Source organism: Pseudomonas wadenswilerensis, assembly GCF_024749185.1.
Taxonomy (GTDB): Bacteria; Pseudomonadota; Gammaproteobacteria; order Pseudomonadales; family Pseudomonadaceae; genus Aquipseudomonas; species Aquipseudomonas wadenswilerensis.
The window spans coordinates 5,093,672-5,106,740 of sequence record NZ_CP087191.1 but is presented as its reverse complement, the minus strand read 5'-3'; the positions used below and the strand labels follow the sequence as shown (position 1 = coordinate 5,106,740).

Annotated in this window: 14 protein-coding genes; 12 read left to right on the top strand and 2 right to left on the bottom strand. The window is 63.4% G+C overall.

The window, feature by feature from the left end; translation table 11 throughout:
* Positions 1-3: 3 nt before the first annotated feature.
* A complete protein-coding gene (locus LOY45_RS23420; protein WP_134061318.1) occupies positions 4-594 on the top strand; it encodes an LON peptidase substrate-binding domain-containing protein in 591 nt (196 codons plus the stop codon).
* Between the two features lie 4 nt (positions 595-598).
* Here LOY45_RS23420 and LOY45_RS23415 read toward each other — a convergent pair whose 3' ends face one another.
* Positions 599-1,915, bottom strand: coding sequence for a bifunctional DedA family/phosphatase PAP2 family protein (locus tag LOY45_RS23415; RefSeq protein ID WP_134061319.1), 1,317 nt, complete (start codon positions 1,913-1,915; stop codon positions 599-601).
* A gap of 4 nt (positions 1,916-1,919) precedes the next feature.
* Complete coding sequence (locus LOY45_RS23410) at positions 1,920-2,612, bottom strand: DNA-3-methyladenine glycosylase (RefSeq protein ID WP_115085153.1); 693 nt, start codon at positions 2,610-2,612, stop codon at positions 1,920-1,922.
* 173 nt (positions 2,613-2,785) lie between these two features.
* On the opposite strand from LOY45_RS23410, the gene LOY45_RS23405 reads away from it, so the two are divergent.
* The 11 genes from LOY45_RS23405 (at position 2,786) to lipB (ending at position 13,067) form a co-directional block, all read left to right on the top strand.
* Positions 2,786-4,057 carry a glutamate-5-semialdehyde dehydrogenase gene (locus LOY45_RS23405; RefSeq protein ID WP_115085154.1) on the top strand — a complete coding sequence of 424 codons (1,272 nt, stop codon included), beginning with the start codon at positions 2,786-2,788 and terminating at the stop codon, positions 4,055-4,057.
* Position 4,058: 1 nt separating this feature from the next.
* Complete coding sequence (nadD, locus tag LOY45_RS23400) at positions 4,059-4,745, top strand: nicotinate-nucleotide adenylyltransferase (RefSeq protein WP_115085155.1); 687 nt, start codon at positions 4,059-4,061, stop codon at positions 4,743-4,745.
* 45 nt (positions 4,746-4,790) lie between these two features.
* On the top strand, positions 4,791-5,219 hold the full coding sequence (rsfS, locus tag LOY45_RS23395) for a ribosome silencing factor (RefSeq protein WP_115085156.1): 429 nt from the start codon (positions 4,791-4,793) through the stop codon (positions 5,217-5,219).
* Between the two features lie 9 nt (positions 5,220-5,228).
* Entirely contained in the window at positions 5,229-5,696 is a 468-nt protein-coding gene (rlmH, locus tag LOY45_RS23390; RefSeq protein WP_010222895.1) for a 23S rRNA (pseudouridine(1915)-N(3))-methyltransferase RlmH, read from the top strand.
* A 16-nt stretch (positions 5,697-5,712) separates the two neighbouring features.
* Positions 5,713-7,602, top strand: a complete 1,890-nt coding sequence (gene mrdA, locus LOY45_RS23385; RefSeq protein WP_258578436.1) for a penicillin-binding protein 2 — start codon at positions 5,713-5,715, stop codon at positions 7,600-7,602.
* A 38-nt stretch (positions 7,603-7,640) separates the two neighbouring features.
* Positions 7,641-8,744 carry a rod shape-determining protein RodA gene (gene rodA, locus LOY45_RS23380; RefSeq protein ID WP_166675638.1) on the top strand — a complete coding sequence of 368 codons (1,104 nt, stop codon included), beginning with the start codon at positions 7,641-7,643 and terminating at the stop codon, positions 8,742-8,744.
* A 17-nt stretch (positions 8,745-8,761) separates the two neighbouring features.
* Positions 8,762-9,772, top strand: a complete 1,011-nt coding sequence (mltB, locus tag LOY45_RS23375; RefSeq protein WP_233674441.1) for a lytic murein transglycosylase B — start codon at positions 8,762-8,764, stop codon at positions 9,770-9,772.
* A complete protein-coding gene (locus LOY45_RS23370; protein ID WP_115085160.1) occupies positions 9,772-10,776 on the top strand; it encodes a septal ring lytic transglycosylase RlpA family protein in 1,005 nt (334 codons plus the stop codon). Before mltB ends, LOY45_RS23370 begins: the two co-directional genes overlap by 1 nt.
* A 134-nt stretch (positions 10,777-10,910) precedes the next feature.
* Positions 10,911-12,071 (top strand): D-alanyl-D-alanine carboxypeptidase family protein, encoded by a 1,161-nt coding sequence (locus LOY45_RS23365; protein ID WP_100782774.1) that lies wholly within the window; start codon positions 10,911-10,913, stop codon positions 12,069-12,071.
* 76 nt (positions 12,072-12,147) lie between these two features.
* Positions 12,148-12,420 (top strand): DUF493 domain-containing protein, encoded by a 273-nt coding sequence (locus LOY45_RS23360; protein ID WP_115085161.1) that lies wholly within the window; start codon positions 12,148-12,150, stop codon positions 12,418-12,420.
* The gene (lipB, locus tag LOY45_RS23355) at positions 12,420-13,067 is read left to right on the top strand and encodes a lipoyl(octanoyl) transferase LipB (protein WP_115085162.1); all 648 of its coding nucleotides are present in this window, start codon (positions 12,420-12,422) and stop codon (positions 13,065-13,067) included. Before LOY45_RS23360 ends, lipB begins: the two co-directional genes overlap by 1 nt.
* Positions 13,068-13,069 lie beyond the last annotated feature (2 nt).

Sequence of the window (13,069 nt, the reverse complement as noted above, 5' to 3'; positions counted from 1 at the left end):
GCAATGACGTTACCCCTGTTTCCGCTCAATACCGTGCTGTTTCCAGGCTGCTTTCTCGATTTGCAGATATTCGAGGCGCGCTACCTGGACATGATCGGCCGCATCATGAAGCAGGGCGGCGGCTTTGGTGTGGTGTGCATTCTTGAAGGCGAGCAGGTTGGCAGTGCGCCGAGCGGTTTCTCGCAGGTCGGCTGCGAGGCGCTGATTCGTGATTTCCAGCAGCAGGACAACGGCCTGCTGGGTATTCGCGTCGAGGGCACCCGACGCTTTCGCGTCGGGCCGTTCGAGGTGCAGAAGGATCAGTTGCTGGTTGCTGATGTGTCCTGGCTGCCTGAACTTGCCGATGAATCGCTGGAAGATGACCACCACGACTTGCTGGCGCTGCTGCAGGCGCTGGGCGAGCACCCGATGGTCGAAGCCTTGGGCATGCCGGTACCCGTGACGGGCCAGCAGGCACTGGCCAATCAGTTGGCCTACCTGCTGCCCTTCGTCGAAGAAGACAAGCTCGACCTGTTGGCCATCGATTCGCCGCACAAACGCCTGGAGGCTATCCAGGCGCTGCTCGATCGGCTGCAGGGCGAGCTGTTCGCCTGAGCCCTCAGTACTGGTAGCGCAGCAGGGCGTGGGGCAGCGCGTGCAGGGCGAAGAATGCCAGCAGCGCGACGCACGCCGGCAGGATCAGCCACCACACCCGCAGCGGCAGGGCCGTGAGCGGTTGACGCTGCTGGGTCAGGGTCAGGCTGGTGGCACACACGCAGCAGGCGAGCATGGCGCCGGCGAGAATGTCGGTCGGCCAGTGCGCGCCCAGATAGACCCGTGACAGCGCGATCGACAGCGCCGGAATGCAGCCCAGCAGGATCCAGGTCAGGCGCATGCGCGGCGGTTGTCCGCGCCCGGCCAGTACTGCCAGCACCAGAAAGAACGCAAACGACGCCGAACTGTGGCCGCTGGGCATGCTATAGGTGGTCAGCGGATCGGTCAGTACTTCCGGGCGGGCCCGGGCAAATAGCCATTTAAGGCTGCCGTTGGCCAGTGCCGTGCCGATCAGGGTGCTGCCGGCGAAAATCGCCGGGCGCCATTGCCGGGCCAGCAGCAGCAGGCCAGTGAGCAGGCCGCCAAGGAAAAACTGGGTACGGAAATCGCCGAGGCGGGTGATCAGCACCACCGTGCCGTCGATGGCGCGACTGCGGTTTTCCTGGATCAGGGTCATCAGGCCCTGGTCGAACTGGGTCAGGTACGGCCAGCCGAAAAACAGCCCGGTCAGGGCCAGCAGGCTCATCCCGGCAATCAGTCGGGTGCCGCGGCGCATGCTGCGCAGGCTGCTGTTGATGCTCAGGCCGATCAGCACCGCCAGGCCGCCGACGACCACTCCGGCCTGTGGCCAGAAGCCTTCCGGCAGCGGCAGGCGCATGGCTGCTCCCGTGGCCCAGCCTGGCAGCAGGTAAGCCACCGCCCAGCCGGCCCCGGCGATCAGGCTTACCGCGATAAAGCGTGGCAGCGGCATGTCGAACATGCCGGCGACCATGGGCAGCATTGGTCGCAGCGGGCCGATGAAGCGCCCGACCAGCAGGCTGGCGATACCGTAGCGCTGGAAATAGGTCTCGGCGCTGCCGATCCATTCAGGATGATGGCGCAGCAGCGGCAAGCGGCGGATGTTCTGGTGAAAGCGCCGGCCCAGGGTGTAGGAGATCGCGTCACCGAGCAGGCCACCGGCAAAGCCCAGCAGCAGGGTTTCACCCAGCGTCAGGGCGCCGCTGCCAGCCAGTACCGCGACGGCGAACAACAGGACGGTGCCGGGGACGATGATCCCGGCTATTGCCAGGCATTCCACGCAGGCCACCAGAAAAATCGCCAATCCCAGCCATTGCGGGTTGGCGCTGAGCCAAGTGGTCAGGCTGTCGAGCCATGGGCCCATCGTGTCAGTTTCCTTGTGTCAGTAAGAAGTAATCCCGGCCTTCGACTTGGCCCCGGCGCAGCGGGTTCCGTGTGCAATGGCGGGCGAAGTCGGCGTCGACGAACCGGTAGGGCAGATGTTCATCACGGCCGTGGGGAATCCCCAGGCGGGTGGTCTGGATAATTTGTTTCACTTTGATACCGCAGTCCTCGACAAACAGCTGCTCGGCATCGAAGCGTTTGCCGTCCCAATGCGGAACTTTCAGGCCCAGTGCCTTGCACAGCAGGGTCTGCCCGGCACACAGGCGCTCGGGCGGGCGCGCCTGGCCGCTGGCGTCGGGGTTGTTCAGTTGCATTTGCGCCAGGCTGTTGTCATCCGAAAGGGCGTCGACGAAGGGGTAGGCCGACTTGATCAGCACAGCATTGCCCGGCCCGTGGGCGCTGAAGTTCAGCGAGTCGCCGCCGCGGGCGTAGTACATGTAAATGTGCCCGCCGTCGAGGAACAGCGCCTTGCGTTTCTCGGTGTAACCGAGCGAGGCGTGGCTGCCCTTGTCGGTGAGGTAGTAGGCCTCGGTCTCGATGATCCGCGCCGCCAGCCAGTACGGGCCGTGACGGTGGCGGATGACCTTGCCCAGCAGAGCCCTGGCCAGTTCCCCGGCGTCGCGGTCGAAGAAACTGTCGGGCAGGGCCTTGAGCGGGCAGGGGGCAGAATCGGGCATGCTGGCGGGGTTCGCGGGTGGGCAGGTGGGCGATGATAGCAATTTCTGTCTTAACCAACCCTGAATGGCCAATATCAGCACTCTTTTCGACCATCCGCCTGTCACCGCTGGGCGTGGGACCACGCGACAGTTATAATCATCCGATTTTCCCCTTCGCCAAGACCACTGAGCCCATGACTGAGTCCGTTCTTGACTACATGACCCGCCTGGGTCGCGCTGCCCGCGCGGCGTCGCGCGTGATCGGCCGTGCCAGCACCGCGCAGAAGAACCGCGCCCTGCAAGCCGCCGCCAACGCGCTGGACGCTGCCCGCGCCGAGCTGACCGCCGCCAATGAGCTGGACCTGGCCGCTGGCCGGGCCAACGGCCTGGAACCGGCCATGCTCGAGCGCCTGGCACTGACCCCGGCGCGCATCGACGGCATGATTGTCGGCCTGCGCCAGGTGGCCAGCCTGCCGGACCCGGTCGGCGCGATCCGCGACATGAGCTACCGGCCATCGGGTATCCAGGTTGGCAAGATGCGCGTACCGCTGGGTGTAATCGGCATCATTTACGAGTCGCGTCCGAACGTGACCATCGACGCCGCCAGCCTGTGCCTCAAGTCCGGCAACGCCACCATCCTGCGTGGCGGCTCCGAGGCCATCCACTCCAACCGTGCTATTGCCGCCTGCATCCAGCGCGGGCTGGCCGAGGCCGGCTTGCCGGCGGCGGTGGTACAAGTGGTGGAAACCACCGATCGCGAAGCGGTCGGCGCGCTGATCAGCATGCCGGAGTTTGTCGATGTCATCGTGCCGCGTGGCGGCAAGGGCCTGATCGAGCGCATCAGCCGCGACGCGCGGGTGCCGGTGATCAAGCACCTGGACGGCATCTGCCACGTCTATGTGGCCGAGCATGCAGAGCTGGACAAGGCCCGGCGCATCGCCTTCAACGCCAAGACCTACCGCTACGGCATCTGCGGGGCGATGGAAACCCTGCTGGTCGATCAGTCGGTAGCGGCCGAATTCTTGCCGGAAATGGCCCGCCAATTTCGGGAAAAAGGTGTCGAACTGCGTGGTTGCGAGCGCACCCTCGAGATTATCGAGGCGGTGCCGGCGACCGAGGCGGACTGGAACACTGAATACCTCGCGGCGATTCTGTCGATTCGCGTGGTCGACGGCCTGGACCAGGCCATCGAACATATCAATCACTATGGCTCGCACCATACCGATTCCATCGTGACCGAACATCAGGCGCAGGCTCGCCAGTTCATGGCCGAGGTCGATTCGTCCTCGGTGATGATCAACACCCCGACCTGCTTTGCCGACGGTTTCGAGTACGGCCTGGGCGCGGAGATCGGTATTTCCACCGACAAGCTGCACGCCCGCGGCCCGGTTGGCCTGGAAGGCCTGACCTGCGAGAAGTACGTGGTGATCGGCGACGGTCAACTGCGCGGACAGGAGTCGCTCTGACTTGGCCGAGCGCAAACCGCCCGCCCACGTTTCGACGCTGTCGCCCGCCCGGCGCATCGGCGTGCTCGGCGGGACATTCGACCCCGTGCACATCGGCCACCTGCGCAGTGCGCTGGAGGTAGCTGAAGTGCTGGCGCTGGACGAGCTGCGGCTGATGCCTAACGCCCGCCCGCCGCACCGCGACACACCGCAGGTGTCGGCCCAGGACCGTCTGGCGATGGTCCGGTGCGCCGTACAGGGTGTGCCAACGCTGTCGGTCGATGCCCGCGAGCTTGCCCGCGACAAGCCGTCGTACACCATTGAAACGCTGGAGCTGATGCGCGCCGAAATGGCCGCCTCGGAGCAACTGTTTCTGCTGCTGGGCTGGGACGCGTTCTGCGGCCTGCCCGGTTGGCACCGTTGGGAAGAATTGCTGCAACATTGTCACATCCTGGTGCTGCAACGCCCGGATGCCGACGTCGAGCCGCCGGATGCCTTGCGCAACCTGCTGGCCGCACGCTCGGTCAGTGATCCGCAGGCCCTCGAAGGGCCTGCCGGGAATATTGCATTCGTCTGGCAGACGCCGCTTGCGGTGTCAGCCACGCAGATCCGACAGCTGCTGGCCAGCGGCAAGTCGGTGCGGTTTCTGGTGCCGGACGCAGTACTGGCCTACATCGATGCGCACAACCTTTACCGTGCGCCGAACTGAGGGCGCTGAAAAGCGCCTCATACTATTGAGTTGAATGAGTTTTATATGACCAAGCAAAAACACAACGCCGTCAGCGCCGAAGAGCTGGTCGAACTGACCAAATCCGCCCTGGAAGACGTCAAGGCCCAGGACATCCAGGTTATCGACGTGCGTGAAAAGCACAGCCTGACCGATTACATGATCATCGCCACCGGTACCTCCAACCGCCAGATCAGCGCGATGCTGGAAAAGGTCCGCGAGCAGGTCAAGGCCAAGGGCGTGCAGCCGCTGGGCGAAGAAGGCAAGGGCGACAGCGACTGGGTCCTGCTCGACCTGAACGACGTCATCGTCCACATGATGACCGCCGCTGCCCGTCAGTTCTACGATCTCGAGCGCCTGTGGCTGGGTGCGGAGCAGAGCCGCTCAGCTGATGGCAAACACCACAGCCCGGATCATGCCCACGAGTTTTCAGACAAGCTGAAAGATCGGGAATAAGGAAGGCTCGTGCGTCTGCGTTTGATCGCGGTCGGCTCGCGCATGCCCAAGTGGGTTGAGGACGGTTGGCATGAATATGCCAAGCGCCTGCCCTCTGAGCTGTCGTTGGAGCTGGTGGAAATACCGCTCAATACCCGGGGCAAGAATGCCGACGTCGCCCGCCTGATTCGTCAGGAGGGCGAGGCCATGCTCGCCAAGGTCCAGCCAGGGGAACGGATTGTCACTCTGGAGGTCCATGGCAAGCCCTGGAGTACCGAGCAACTGGCGGTCGAGCTGGACCGCTGGCGCCTGGACTCGCGTACTGTCAACTTCATGGTTGGCGGCCCCGAAGGGCTGGCGCCGGAAGTCTGCGCGCGGGCCGAGCAGCGCTGGTCGCTGTCGCCACTGACACTGCCCCACCCGTTGGTAAGGATACTGATCGGCGAACAGCTGTACCGCGCCTGGACCGTACTGTCCGGGCACCCCTACCATAAATAAGCCTTAAGCCTTTTCAATGTCGCAGCCGATTCGCCTCAAGGATCACGAGAAAGACGCCCGTCTGGTGCGTAGCCGCGTCGTGGTCGGTGCAGTGGCGATCGTCCTGCTGATCTGCGTGTTGATCGTCCGCCTGTATTACCTGCAGGTGATCCAGTACGACTATCACTCGACCCTGTCGGAAAACAACCGGGTGCATGTGCAGCCGATTCCGCCGACCCGCGGGCTGATCTTCGACCGCAACGGGGTGATTGTCGCCGACAACCGGCCAAGCTTCAGCCTGAGCATGACCCGCGAGCGCTCCGGCGACTGGCAGCAGGTGCTCGACGTAATCGTCGAGGTGCTGGAACTGAGCCCGGATGACCGCACCCTGTTCGAAAAGCGCATGCGCCAGGGGCGCCGGCCGTTCGAGCCGGTGCCGATCCTGTTCGAGCTGACCGAAGAGCAGATCGCCCGTATTGCGGTGAACCAGTTCCGCTTGCCGGGTGTTGAGGTGGTTGCCCAGCTGGTGCGCCATTACCCGCAGGGTGCGCACTTTGCCCACTCGGTCGGCTATGTTGGGCGGATCAACGAGAAAGAGCTGAAAACCCTCGATCCGGTCAATTACAGCGGCACTCACCATATCGGCAAGACCGGCATCGAGCGCTTCTACGAGCCGGAGCTGCACGGCCAGGTGGGTTACGAAGAGGTCGAGACCAATGCCCGTGGCCGGGTGTTGCGGGTGCTCAAGCGCACCGACCCGATCCCCGGCAAGGACATCGTCCTGAGCCTCGACATCAAGCTGCAGGAGGCCGCCGAAGCCGCACTGGGCGGGCGACGCGGCGCTATCGTCGCGCTCGATCCGAACACCGGCGAAGTGCTGGCGATGGTCAGCCAGCCGAGCTTCGACCCTAACCCATTCGTCACCGGTATCAGCTTCAAGGCCTACGCCGACCTGCGCGATTCGATCGATCGCCCGCTGTTCAACCGCGTGCTGCGTGGGCTGTACCCGCCGGGTTCGACCATCAAGCCGGCAGTGGCCATCGCCGGCCTCGACAGTGGCGTGGTCACGGCCAGCAGCCGGGTGTTCGACCCGGGCTACTACCAGTTGCCCAACTATGACCACAAGTACCGCAACTGGAACCGCAGCGGCGACGGCTGGGTCGACCTGGACCTGGCGATCATGCGCTCCAACGACACTTACTTCTACGACCTGGCGCACAAGATGGGCATCGACCGTCTGTCCAGCTACATGAACAAGTTCGGTCTCGGGCAGAAAGTCTCCCTCGACATGTTCGAGGAGTCCGCCGGGCTGATGCCGACCCGCGAATGGAAGCGCGCCACCCGCCGCCAGGCCTGGTTCCCGGGTGAGACGCTGATCCTCGGTATCGGCCAGGGCTACATGCAGACCACGCCGTTGCAGATGGCCCAGGCCATCGCGCTGATCGCCAGCAAGGGCAAGTGGTACCGTCCGCACCTGGCCAAGACCATCGAAGGCCAGCCGCCGGTGGACGACAACCCGATGGAAGACATTGTGCTGCGCGACAAGTCCGACTGGGCCAGGGTCACCCACGGCATGGAGCAGGTGATGCACAACGCCCGCGGTACCGCACGCGCCGCCGCTGCCGGGGCCCAGTACCGGATTGCCGGTAAGAGCGGCACCGCCCAGGTGGTAGCGATCAAGCAGGGCGAGAAGTACGACCGCAACAAGGTTCAGGAACGCCACCGTGACCACGCCCTGTTCGTCGGCTTCGCCCCGGCAGAGAACCCGAAGATCGTGGTCTCGGTCATGATCGAAAACGGCGAGGCCGGTGGTCGCGTCGCAGCGCCAGTGATGCGGCAGGTGATGGACGCCTGGCTGCTCGACGAGAACGGCCGGCTCAAATCCGAGTTCGCTCCCGCCACCGTTGTTCAGGAGTCGGCCCAGTGAAGAACAATTTCGATCGCATGCTTTCCAGCGAAGACGTGATGCGTCGTCGCGCCAGCTTCCTGCAGCGTATCCATGTCGACGGCCCGTTGCTGATCCTGCTGCTGACCCTGGCGGCCGGCAGCCTGTTCGTCCTCTATTCGGCCAGCGGCAAGAACTGGGACCTGCTGCTCAAGCAGGCCAGCTCCTTCGGCATCGGCCTGGTATCGATGTTCGTCATTGCCCAGCTCGAACCGCGCTTCATGGCGCGCTGGGTGCCCCTGGCCTACGTGGTCGGGGTGATCCTGCTGGTGGTGGTCGACGTCATGGGCCACAACGCCATGGGCGCCACGCGCTGGATCAACATCCCCGGGGTGATCCGCTTCCAGCCCTCGGAATTCATGAAGATCATCATGCCGGCGACCATCGCCTGGTACCTGGCCAAGCGCTCGCTGCCGCCGCACCTCAAGCACGTGATGATCAGCCTGATCATGATCGGCGTGCCGTTCATCCTGATCGTGCGTCAGCCAGACCTCGGCACCGCCTTGCTGATCCTGGCCTCCGGCGCCTTCGTGCTGTTCATGGGCGGCCTGCGCTGGCGCTGGATCCTTAGCGTGGTGGCGGCGGCGGTACCGGTGGCGGTGGCCATGTGGTTCTTCGTCATGCACGACTATCAGAAGCAACGGGTACTGACCTTCCTCGACCCGGAAAGCGACCCGCTGGGCACCGGCTGGAACATCATCCAGTCGAAAGCGGCGATCGGCTCGGGCGGGGTGTTCGGCAAGGGCTGGCTGCTGGGCACCCAGTCGCACCTGGACTTTCTGCCGGAAAGCCACACCGACTTCATCATCGCCGTGCTCGGCGAAGAGTTCGGCCTGGTCGGCATCTGCGCGCTGCTTCTCATCTACCTGCTGTTGATCGGCCGTGGCCTGGTGATTACTGCCCAGGCCCAGACGCTCTACGGCAAGTTGCTGGCCGGCAGCCTGACCATGACCTTCTTTGTTTATGTGTTCGTCAATATCGGTATGGTCAGCGGCTTGTTGCCTGTAGTGGGTGTGCCGCTGCCCTTCATTAGTTATGGCGGAACTTCGTTGGTGACGCTGCTGTCAGCGTTTGGAGTTTTAATGTCGATCCATACGCATCGCAAATGGATTGCGCAGGTTTGAATAAGGTGAAGAATTACATGCAAGCAATGCGTGGCTGGGCGGCTCGTTGCGCGCCTTGGGTCGGCTTTCTGGGTTTGTTCGGCGGGGTGCAGGGTGCCTCTGCCGGCGACTATGACGGCTCGCCCCAGGTGGCCGAGTTCGTCGGCGAAATGACCCGCGACTACGGTTTTGCCGGTGAGCAACTGATGGGGGTGTTTCGCGAGGTTCAGCGCAAGCAGTCGATCCTCGATGCGATCTCGCGTCCGGCCGAACGGGTAAAACCCTGGAAGGACTATCGCCCGATGTTCCTCACCGACGCCCGGGTCGCCCGTGGCGTCGACTTCTGGCGCCAGCATGAGGCCACCCTGGCCCGCGCCGAGCAGGAATACGGCGTGCCGGCCCAGGTGATCGTTTCGATCATCGGTGTCGAGACCTTCTTTGGCCGCAACACCGGCAACTACCGGGTGATCGACGCGCTGTCGACCCTGGGCTTCGATTACCCGCCGCGCGCCGAATTCTTCCGCAAGGAGCTGCGCGAATACCTGCTGCTGGCCCGTGAAGAGCAGGTTGACCCGCTGACCCTCAAAGGCTCCTATGCTGGCGCCATGGGCCTGCCGCAGTTCATGCCGAGCAGCTTTCGCGCCTACGCCGTGGACTTTGACGGCGACGGCCACATCAATATCTGGAACAACCCGGACGATGCCATTGGCAGCGTTGCCAGCTACTTCAAGCGCCATGGCTGGGTCGCTGGCGAGCAGGTGGTCAGCCGTGCCACGGTACGTGGCGAACGTGTCGATGAGGGCCTGAGCCCGGGTATCGACGCAGTCAAGACAGTCGGGGAGTTGCGGGCACTGGGCTGGTCGAGTCATGATGCGCTGCGCGATGATCTGCCGGTCACCGCCTTCCGGCTCGAAGGCGACAATGGCCCCGAATACTGGCTGGGCCTGAAAAACTTCTACGCGATCACTCGCTATAACCGCAGCGTGATGTATGCCATGGCAGTGCATCAGCTCTCGGACCTGCTGGTTCAAGCACGGGGCGCCAAGTAATGCGCGTAATGTTCTCCGCTACATCGCTGAAAATGCTTGGTTGCGCCGCCCTGGGCCTGGTGCTGGTGAGCTGCTCGAGCAGCCGCCCGAGCACCTCTACCCAGGGTAATGCCAATGTGGTGCGGGCCAAGCCCGGGCTGGACATCAACCGGGCCCACAAGGACGGCGCGCCCTGGTGGGATGTCGATGTCTCGAAGATCCCCGATGCCACGCCGACCGTGCACACCGGCAACTACAAGGCCAACCCCTACACCGTACTGGGTAAGACCTACTTCCCGATCCCCGACTCGCGCAACTACCGCGCCGAGGGCACGGCGTCCTGGTACGGCACCAAGTTCCACGGCCAGAACACCGCCAACGGCGAGGTCTATGACCTCTACGGCATGAGCGCGGCGCACAAGACCCTGCCGCTGCCGGCCTACGTCAAGGTCACCAACCTCGACAACCACCGTAGCGTGATCCTGCGGGTCAACGACCGCGGACCGTTCTATTCCGACCGCATCATCGACCTGTCCTACGCGGCGGCGAAGAAGCTCGGCTATGCCGAAACCGGTACCGCGCGGGTGCGCGTCGAGGGTATCGACCCGAAACAATGGTGGGCTCAGCGTGGCCAAGCGGCGCCGATGGTGCTCGACCAGCCGCAAGTGGCCCAGACCCAGGCCCTGCCGGCCAGCACCGGTACGGTCGAACAATGGACTCCGCCACCGCAGCAGCACGCCGCCGCCGTGGTCCCGGTACAGGTCGCCAGCAATAATGGCCTGGCCAGCAATGGTCTTTACTTGCAGGTCGGCGCCTTTGCCAACCCGGACGCCGCCGAACTGCTGCGCTCCAAGCTCAGCAGCATGGTCAGCGCGCCGGTCTTCATCAGTTCGGTGGTGCGTAACCAGCAGACCCTGCACCGGGTCCGCCTGGGGCCGATCAACAGCCAGGGCGAAGCCCAGCAGATGCAGGACAGCGTGCGGCTGGCCAATCTGGGGCAGCCCAAAGTCGTCACGGCAGACTGATCGGGGGGACTGATCGGTTTGTCATGCAGCCGGGCGCAGCCGCCATGTACAATGGCGGTTTTGCCCGTCAGGCCATGCGCCTGTAAACGTTTTGCCCATGAGGGCATGAGCCCATTAGCCATTTCGAGAGACGGATGAACATAACCAGCTTTGCCAAACGCCTTTGCCTGCTTGTACCGCTGATGATTGCCCCTGCCGCCTTCGCGGCAGAGCAGATGATGCCGTCGCCGCCGCAACTGGCTGCCAAGTCCTACGTGCTCATGGAAGCCTCCAGCGGCAACATCCTGGTCGAGAACAATGGTGACCAGCGTCTGCCTCCGGCGAGCCTGACCAAGCTGATGACCGCCTACATCGCGACCCTGGATATCCGTCGCGGGCAGATCGGCGAAAACGACCCGGTCACCGTCAGCGAAAACGCCTGGCGTACCGGCGGTTCGCGGATGTTCATCAAGGTTGGCACCCAGGTCAGCGTCAGCGACCTGCTGCACGGTATCATCATCCAGTCGGGTAACGACGCCAGCGTCGCCCTGGCCGAGCACATCGCCGGCAGCGAAGACGCTTTCGCCGACATGATGAACAAGACCGCTACCGATCTTGGCATGAGCAACAGCCACTTCATGAACCCGACCGGCCTGCCGAACCCCGAGCACTACTCGTCGGCTCACGACATGGCGGTTCTGGCACGCGCGATCATCCACGAAGACCCGGCTCACTACGCGATCTACTCGCAGAAGGAGTTCTTCTGGAACAACATCAAGCAGCCTAACCGCAACCTGCTGCTGTGGCGCGACAAGACCGTCGACGGCCTGAAAACCGGCCACACCGACGAAGCCGGCTACTGCATGGTGTCTTCGGCGGTACGTGACGGCATGCGCCTGATCGCCGTGGTCTTCGGTACCAACAGCGAGCAATCGCGTGCAGCCGAAACCCAGAAACTGCTGACTTACGGCTTCCGCTTCTTCGAAACCCAGACTTTCTACCAGAAGGGTACCGAACTGGCCCAGGCGCCGGTATGGAAAGGGGCGACCAACCAGGTCAAAGCCGGTCTGGCTCAGGATCTGAGCATGACTTTGCCTAAAGGCCAATTGAAAAAGCTGGCTGCAAGCATGACCATGAACCCGCAATTGATCGCTCCGATCAACAAAGGTGACGTGATCGGTAAAGTGGAAGTCAAACTGGATGACAAGGTTGTCCACAGTGCCGACCTGATCGCGCTGGATGGCGTCGAGGAAGGTGGTTTCTTCCGTCGTGTGTGGGATAGCATTCGGCTATTCTTCTACGGGTTGTTCAACTGATATCGTGACCTGCCACGCCCCCGCCCACTCACGCGGGGGCGTTGTTGTTGCCACGGCTTACGAGGCCGTTACTGCCATGACCGAAGACGTCAAATCGCACAAAATCGAATTCCCCTGCGCCGATTACCCGATCAAGGTCATCGGTGACACCGTGGTCAATTTCAAGGACACGGTGATCGAGATCCTGAAGAAGTACGCCACGGTCGACATGAATACCCTGGCCGAACGCCAGAGCAAGGAAGGCAAGTACACCACGGTGCAACTGCACATCGTCGCCACCGGTGAAGACCAGCTGCACGATATCAACAGCGCCCTGCGCGCGACCGGAATCGTGAAAATGGTGCTCTGATGCCCGATTGCCTCGGCTTTCGCGACCTCGGCCTGCTGCCTTATGAGCCGGTGCTGGAGGCCATGCGTCGGTTCACCGACCAGCGTGGCCCCGGCACGGCGGATGAGGTATGGCTGGTTGAACACCCGGCGGTGTTTACCCAGGGCCAGGCCGGCAAGGCCGAGCATCTGCTGGTACCGGGTGACATCCCGGTGGTGCAGACCGATCGCGGCGGCCAGGTGACCTATCACGGCCCGGGCCAGCTGGTGGCGTACCTGTTGCTGGATGTGCGCCGCCTGGGCTTTGGCGTGCGCGATCTGGTCAGCCGCATTGAGCGCTGCCTGATCGAGCTGTTGGCCAGTTATAACGTCGAGGCGGCGGCCAAGGCCGATGCGCCGGGCGTCTATGTCGAAGGGGCGAAAATCGCCTCCCTCGGCTTGCGGATTCGCAATGGCTGTTCGTTCCACGGCCTTGCCCTGAACGTGGACATGGACCTTGCGCCATTCCGCCGGATTAACCCCTGCGGGTATGCGGGGCTGGCCATGACCCAGCTGCGCGATCAGGCAGGCTCGATCGAACTCTCTGAGGTAAGGGCAAGGCTGCGCGGGCAGCTGGTCAAGCACCTCGACTATGCTGAGCAGACGACCCTTACGGGCGGAATCTTCTGAAT

Excerpts from the sequence above, each read along its gene's own strand:
- LOY45_RS23360 (WP_115085161.1), top strand. The coding sequence starts at position 12,148 with ATGACCGAAGACGTCAAATCGCACAAAATCGAATTCCCCTGCGCCGAT.
- rodA (WP_166675638.1), top strand. The coding sequence starts at position 7,641 with ATGCGTCGTCGCGCCAGCTTCCTGCAGCGTATCCATGTCGACGGCCCG.
- rsfS (WP_115085156.1), top strand. The coding sequence starts at position 4,791 with ATGACCAAGCAAAAACACAACGCCGTCAGCGCCGAAGAGCTGGTCGAA.
- mltB (WP_233674441.1), top strand. The coding sequence starts at position 8,762 with ATGCAAGCAATGCGTGGCTGGGCGGCTCGTTGCGCGCCTTGGGTCGGC.
- LOY45_RS23405 (WP_115085154.1), top strand. The coding sequence starts at position 2,786 with ATGACTGAGTCCGTTCTTGACTACATGACCCGCCTGGGTCGCGCTGCC.
- LOY45_RS23365 (WP_100782774.1), top strand. The coding sequence starts at position 10,911 with ATGAACATAACCAGCTTTGCCAAACGCCTTTGCCTGCTTGTACCGCTG.
- lipB (WP_115085162.1), top strand. The coding sequence starts at position 12,420 with ATGCCCGATTGCCTCGGCTTTCGCGACCTCGGCCTGCTGCCTTATGAG.
- LOY45_RS23415 (WP_134061319.1), bottom strand. The coding sequence starts at position 1,915 with ATGGGCCCATGGCTCGACAGCCTGACCACTTGGCTCAGCGCCAACCCG.
- mrdA (WP_258578436.1), top strand. The coding sequence starts at position 5,713 with ATGTCGCAGCCGATTCGCCTCAAGGATCACGAGAAAGACGCCCGTCTG.
- LOY45_RS23420 (WP_134061318.1), top strand. The coding sequence starts at position 4 with ATGACGTTACCCCTGTTTCCGCTCAATACCGTGCTGTTTCCAGGCTGC.
- LOY45_RS23410 (WP_115085153.1), bottom strand. The coding sequence starts at position 2,612 with ATGCCCGATTCTGCCCCCTGCCCGCTCAAGGCCCTGCCCGACAGTTTC.
- LOY45_RS23370 (WP_115085160.1), top strand. The coding sequence starts at position 9,772 with ATGCGCGTAATGTTCTCCGCTACATCGCTGAAAATGCTTGGTTGCGCC.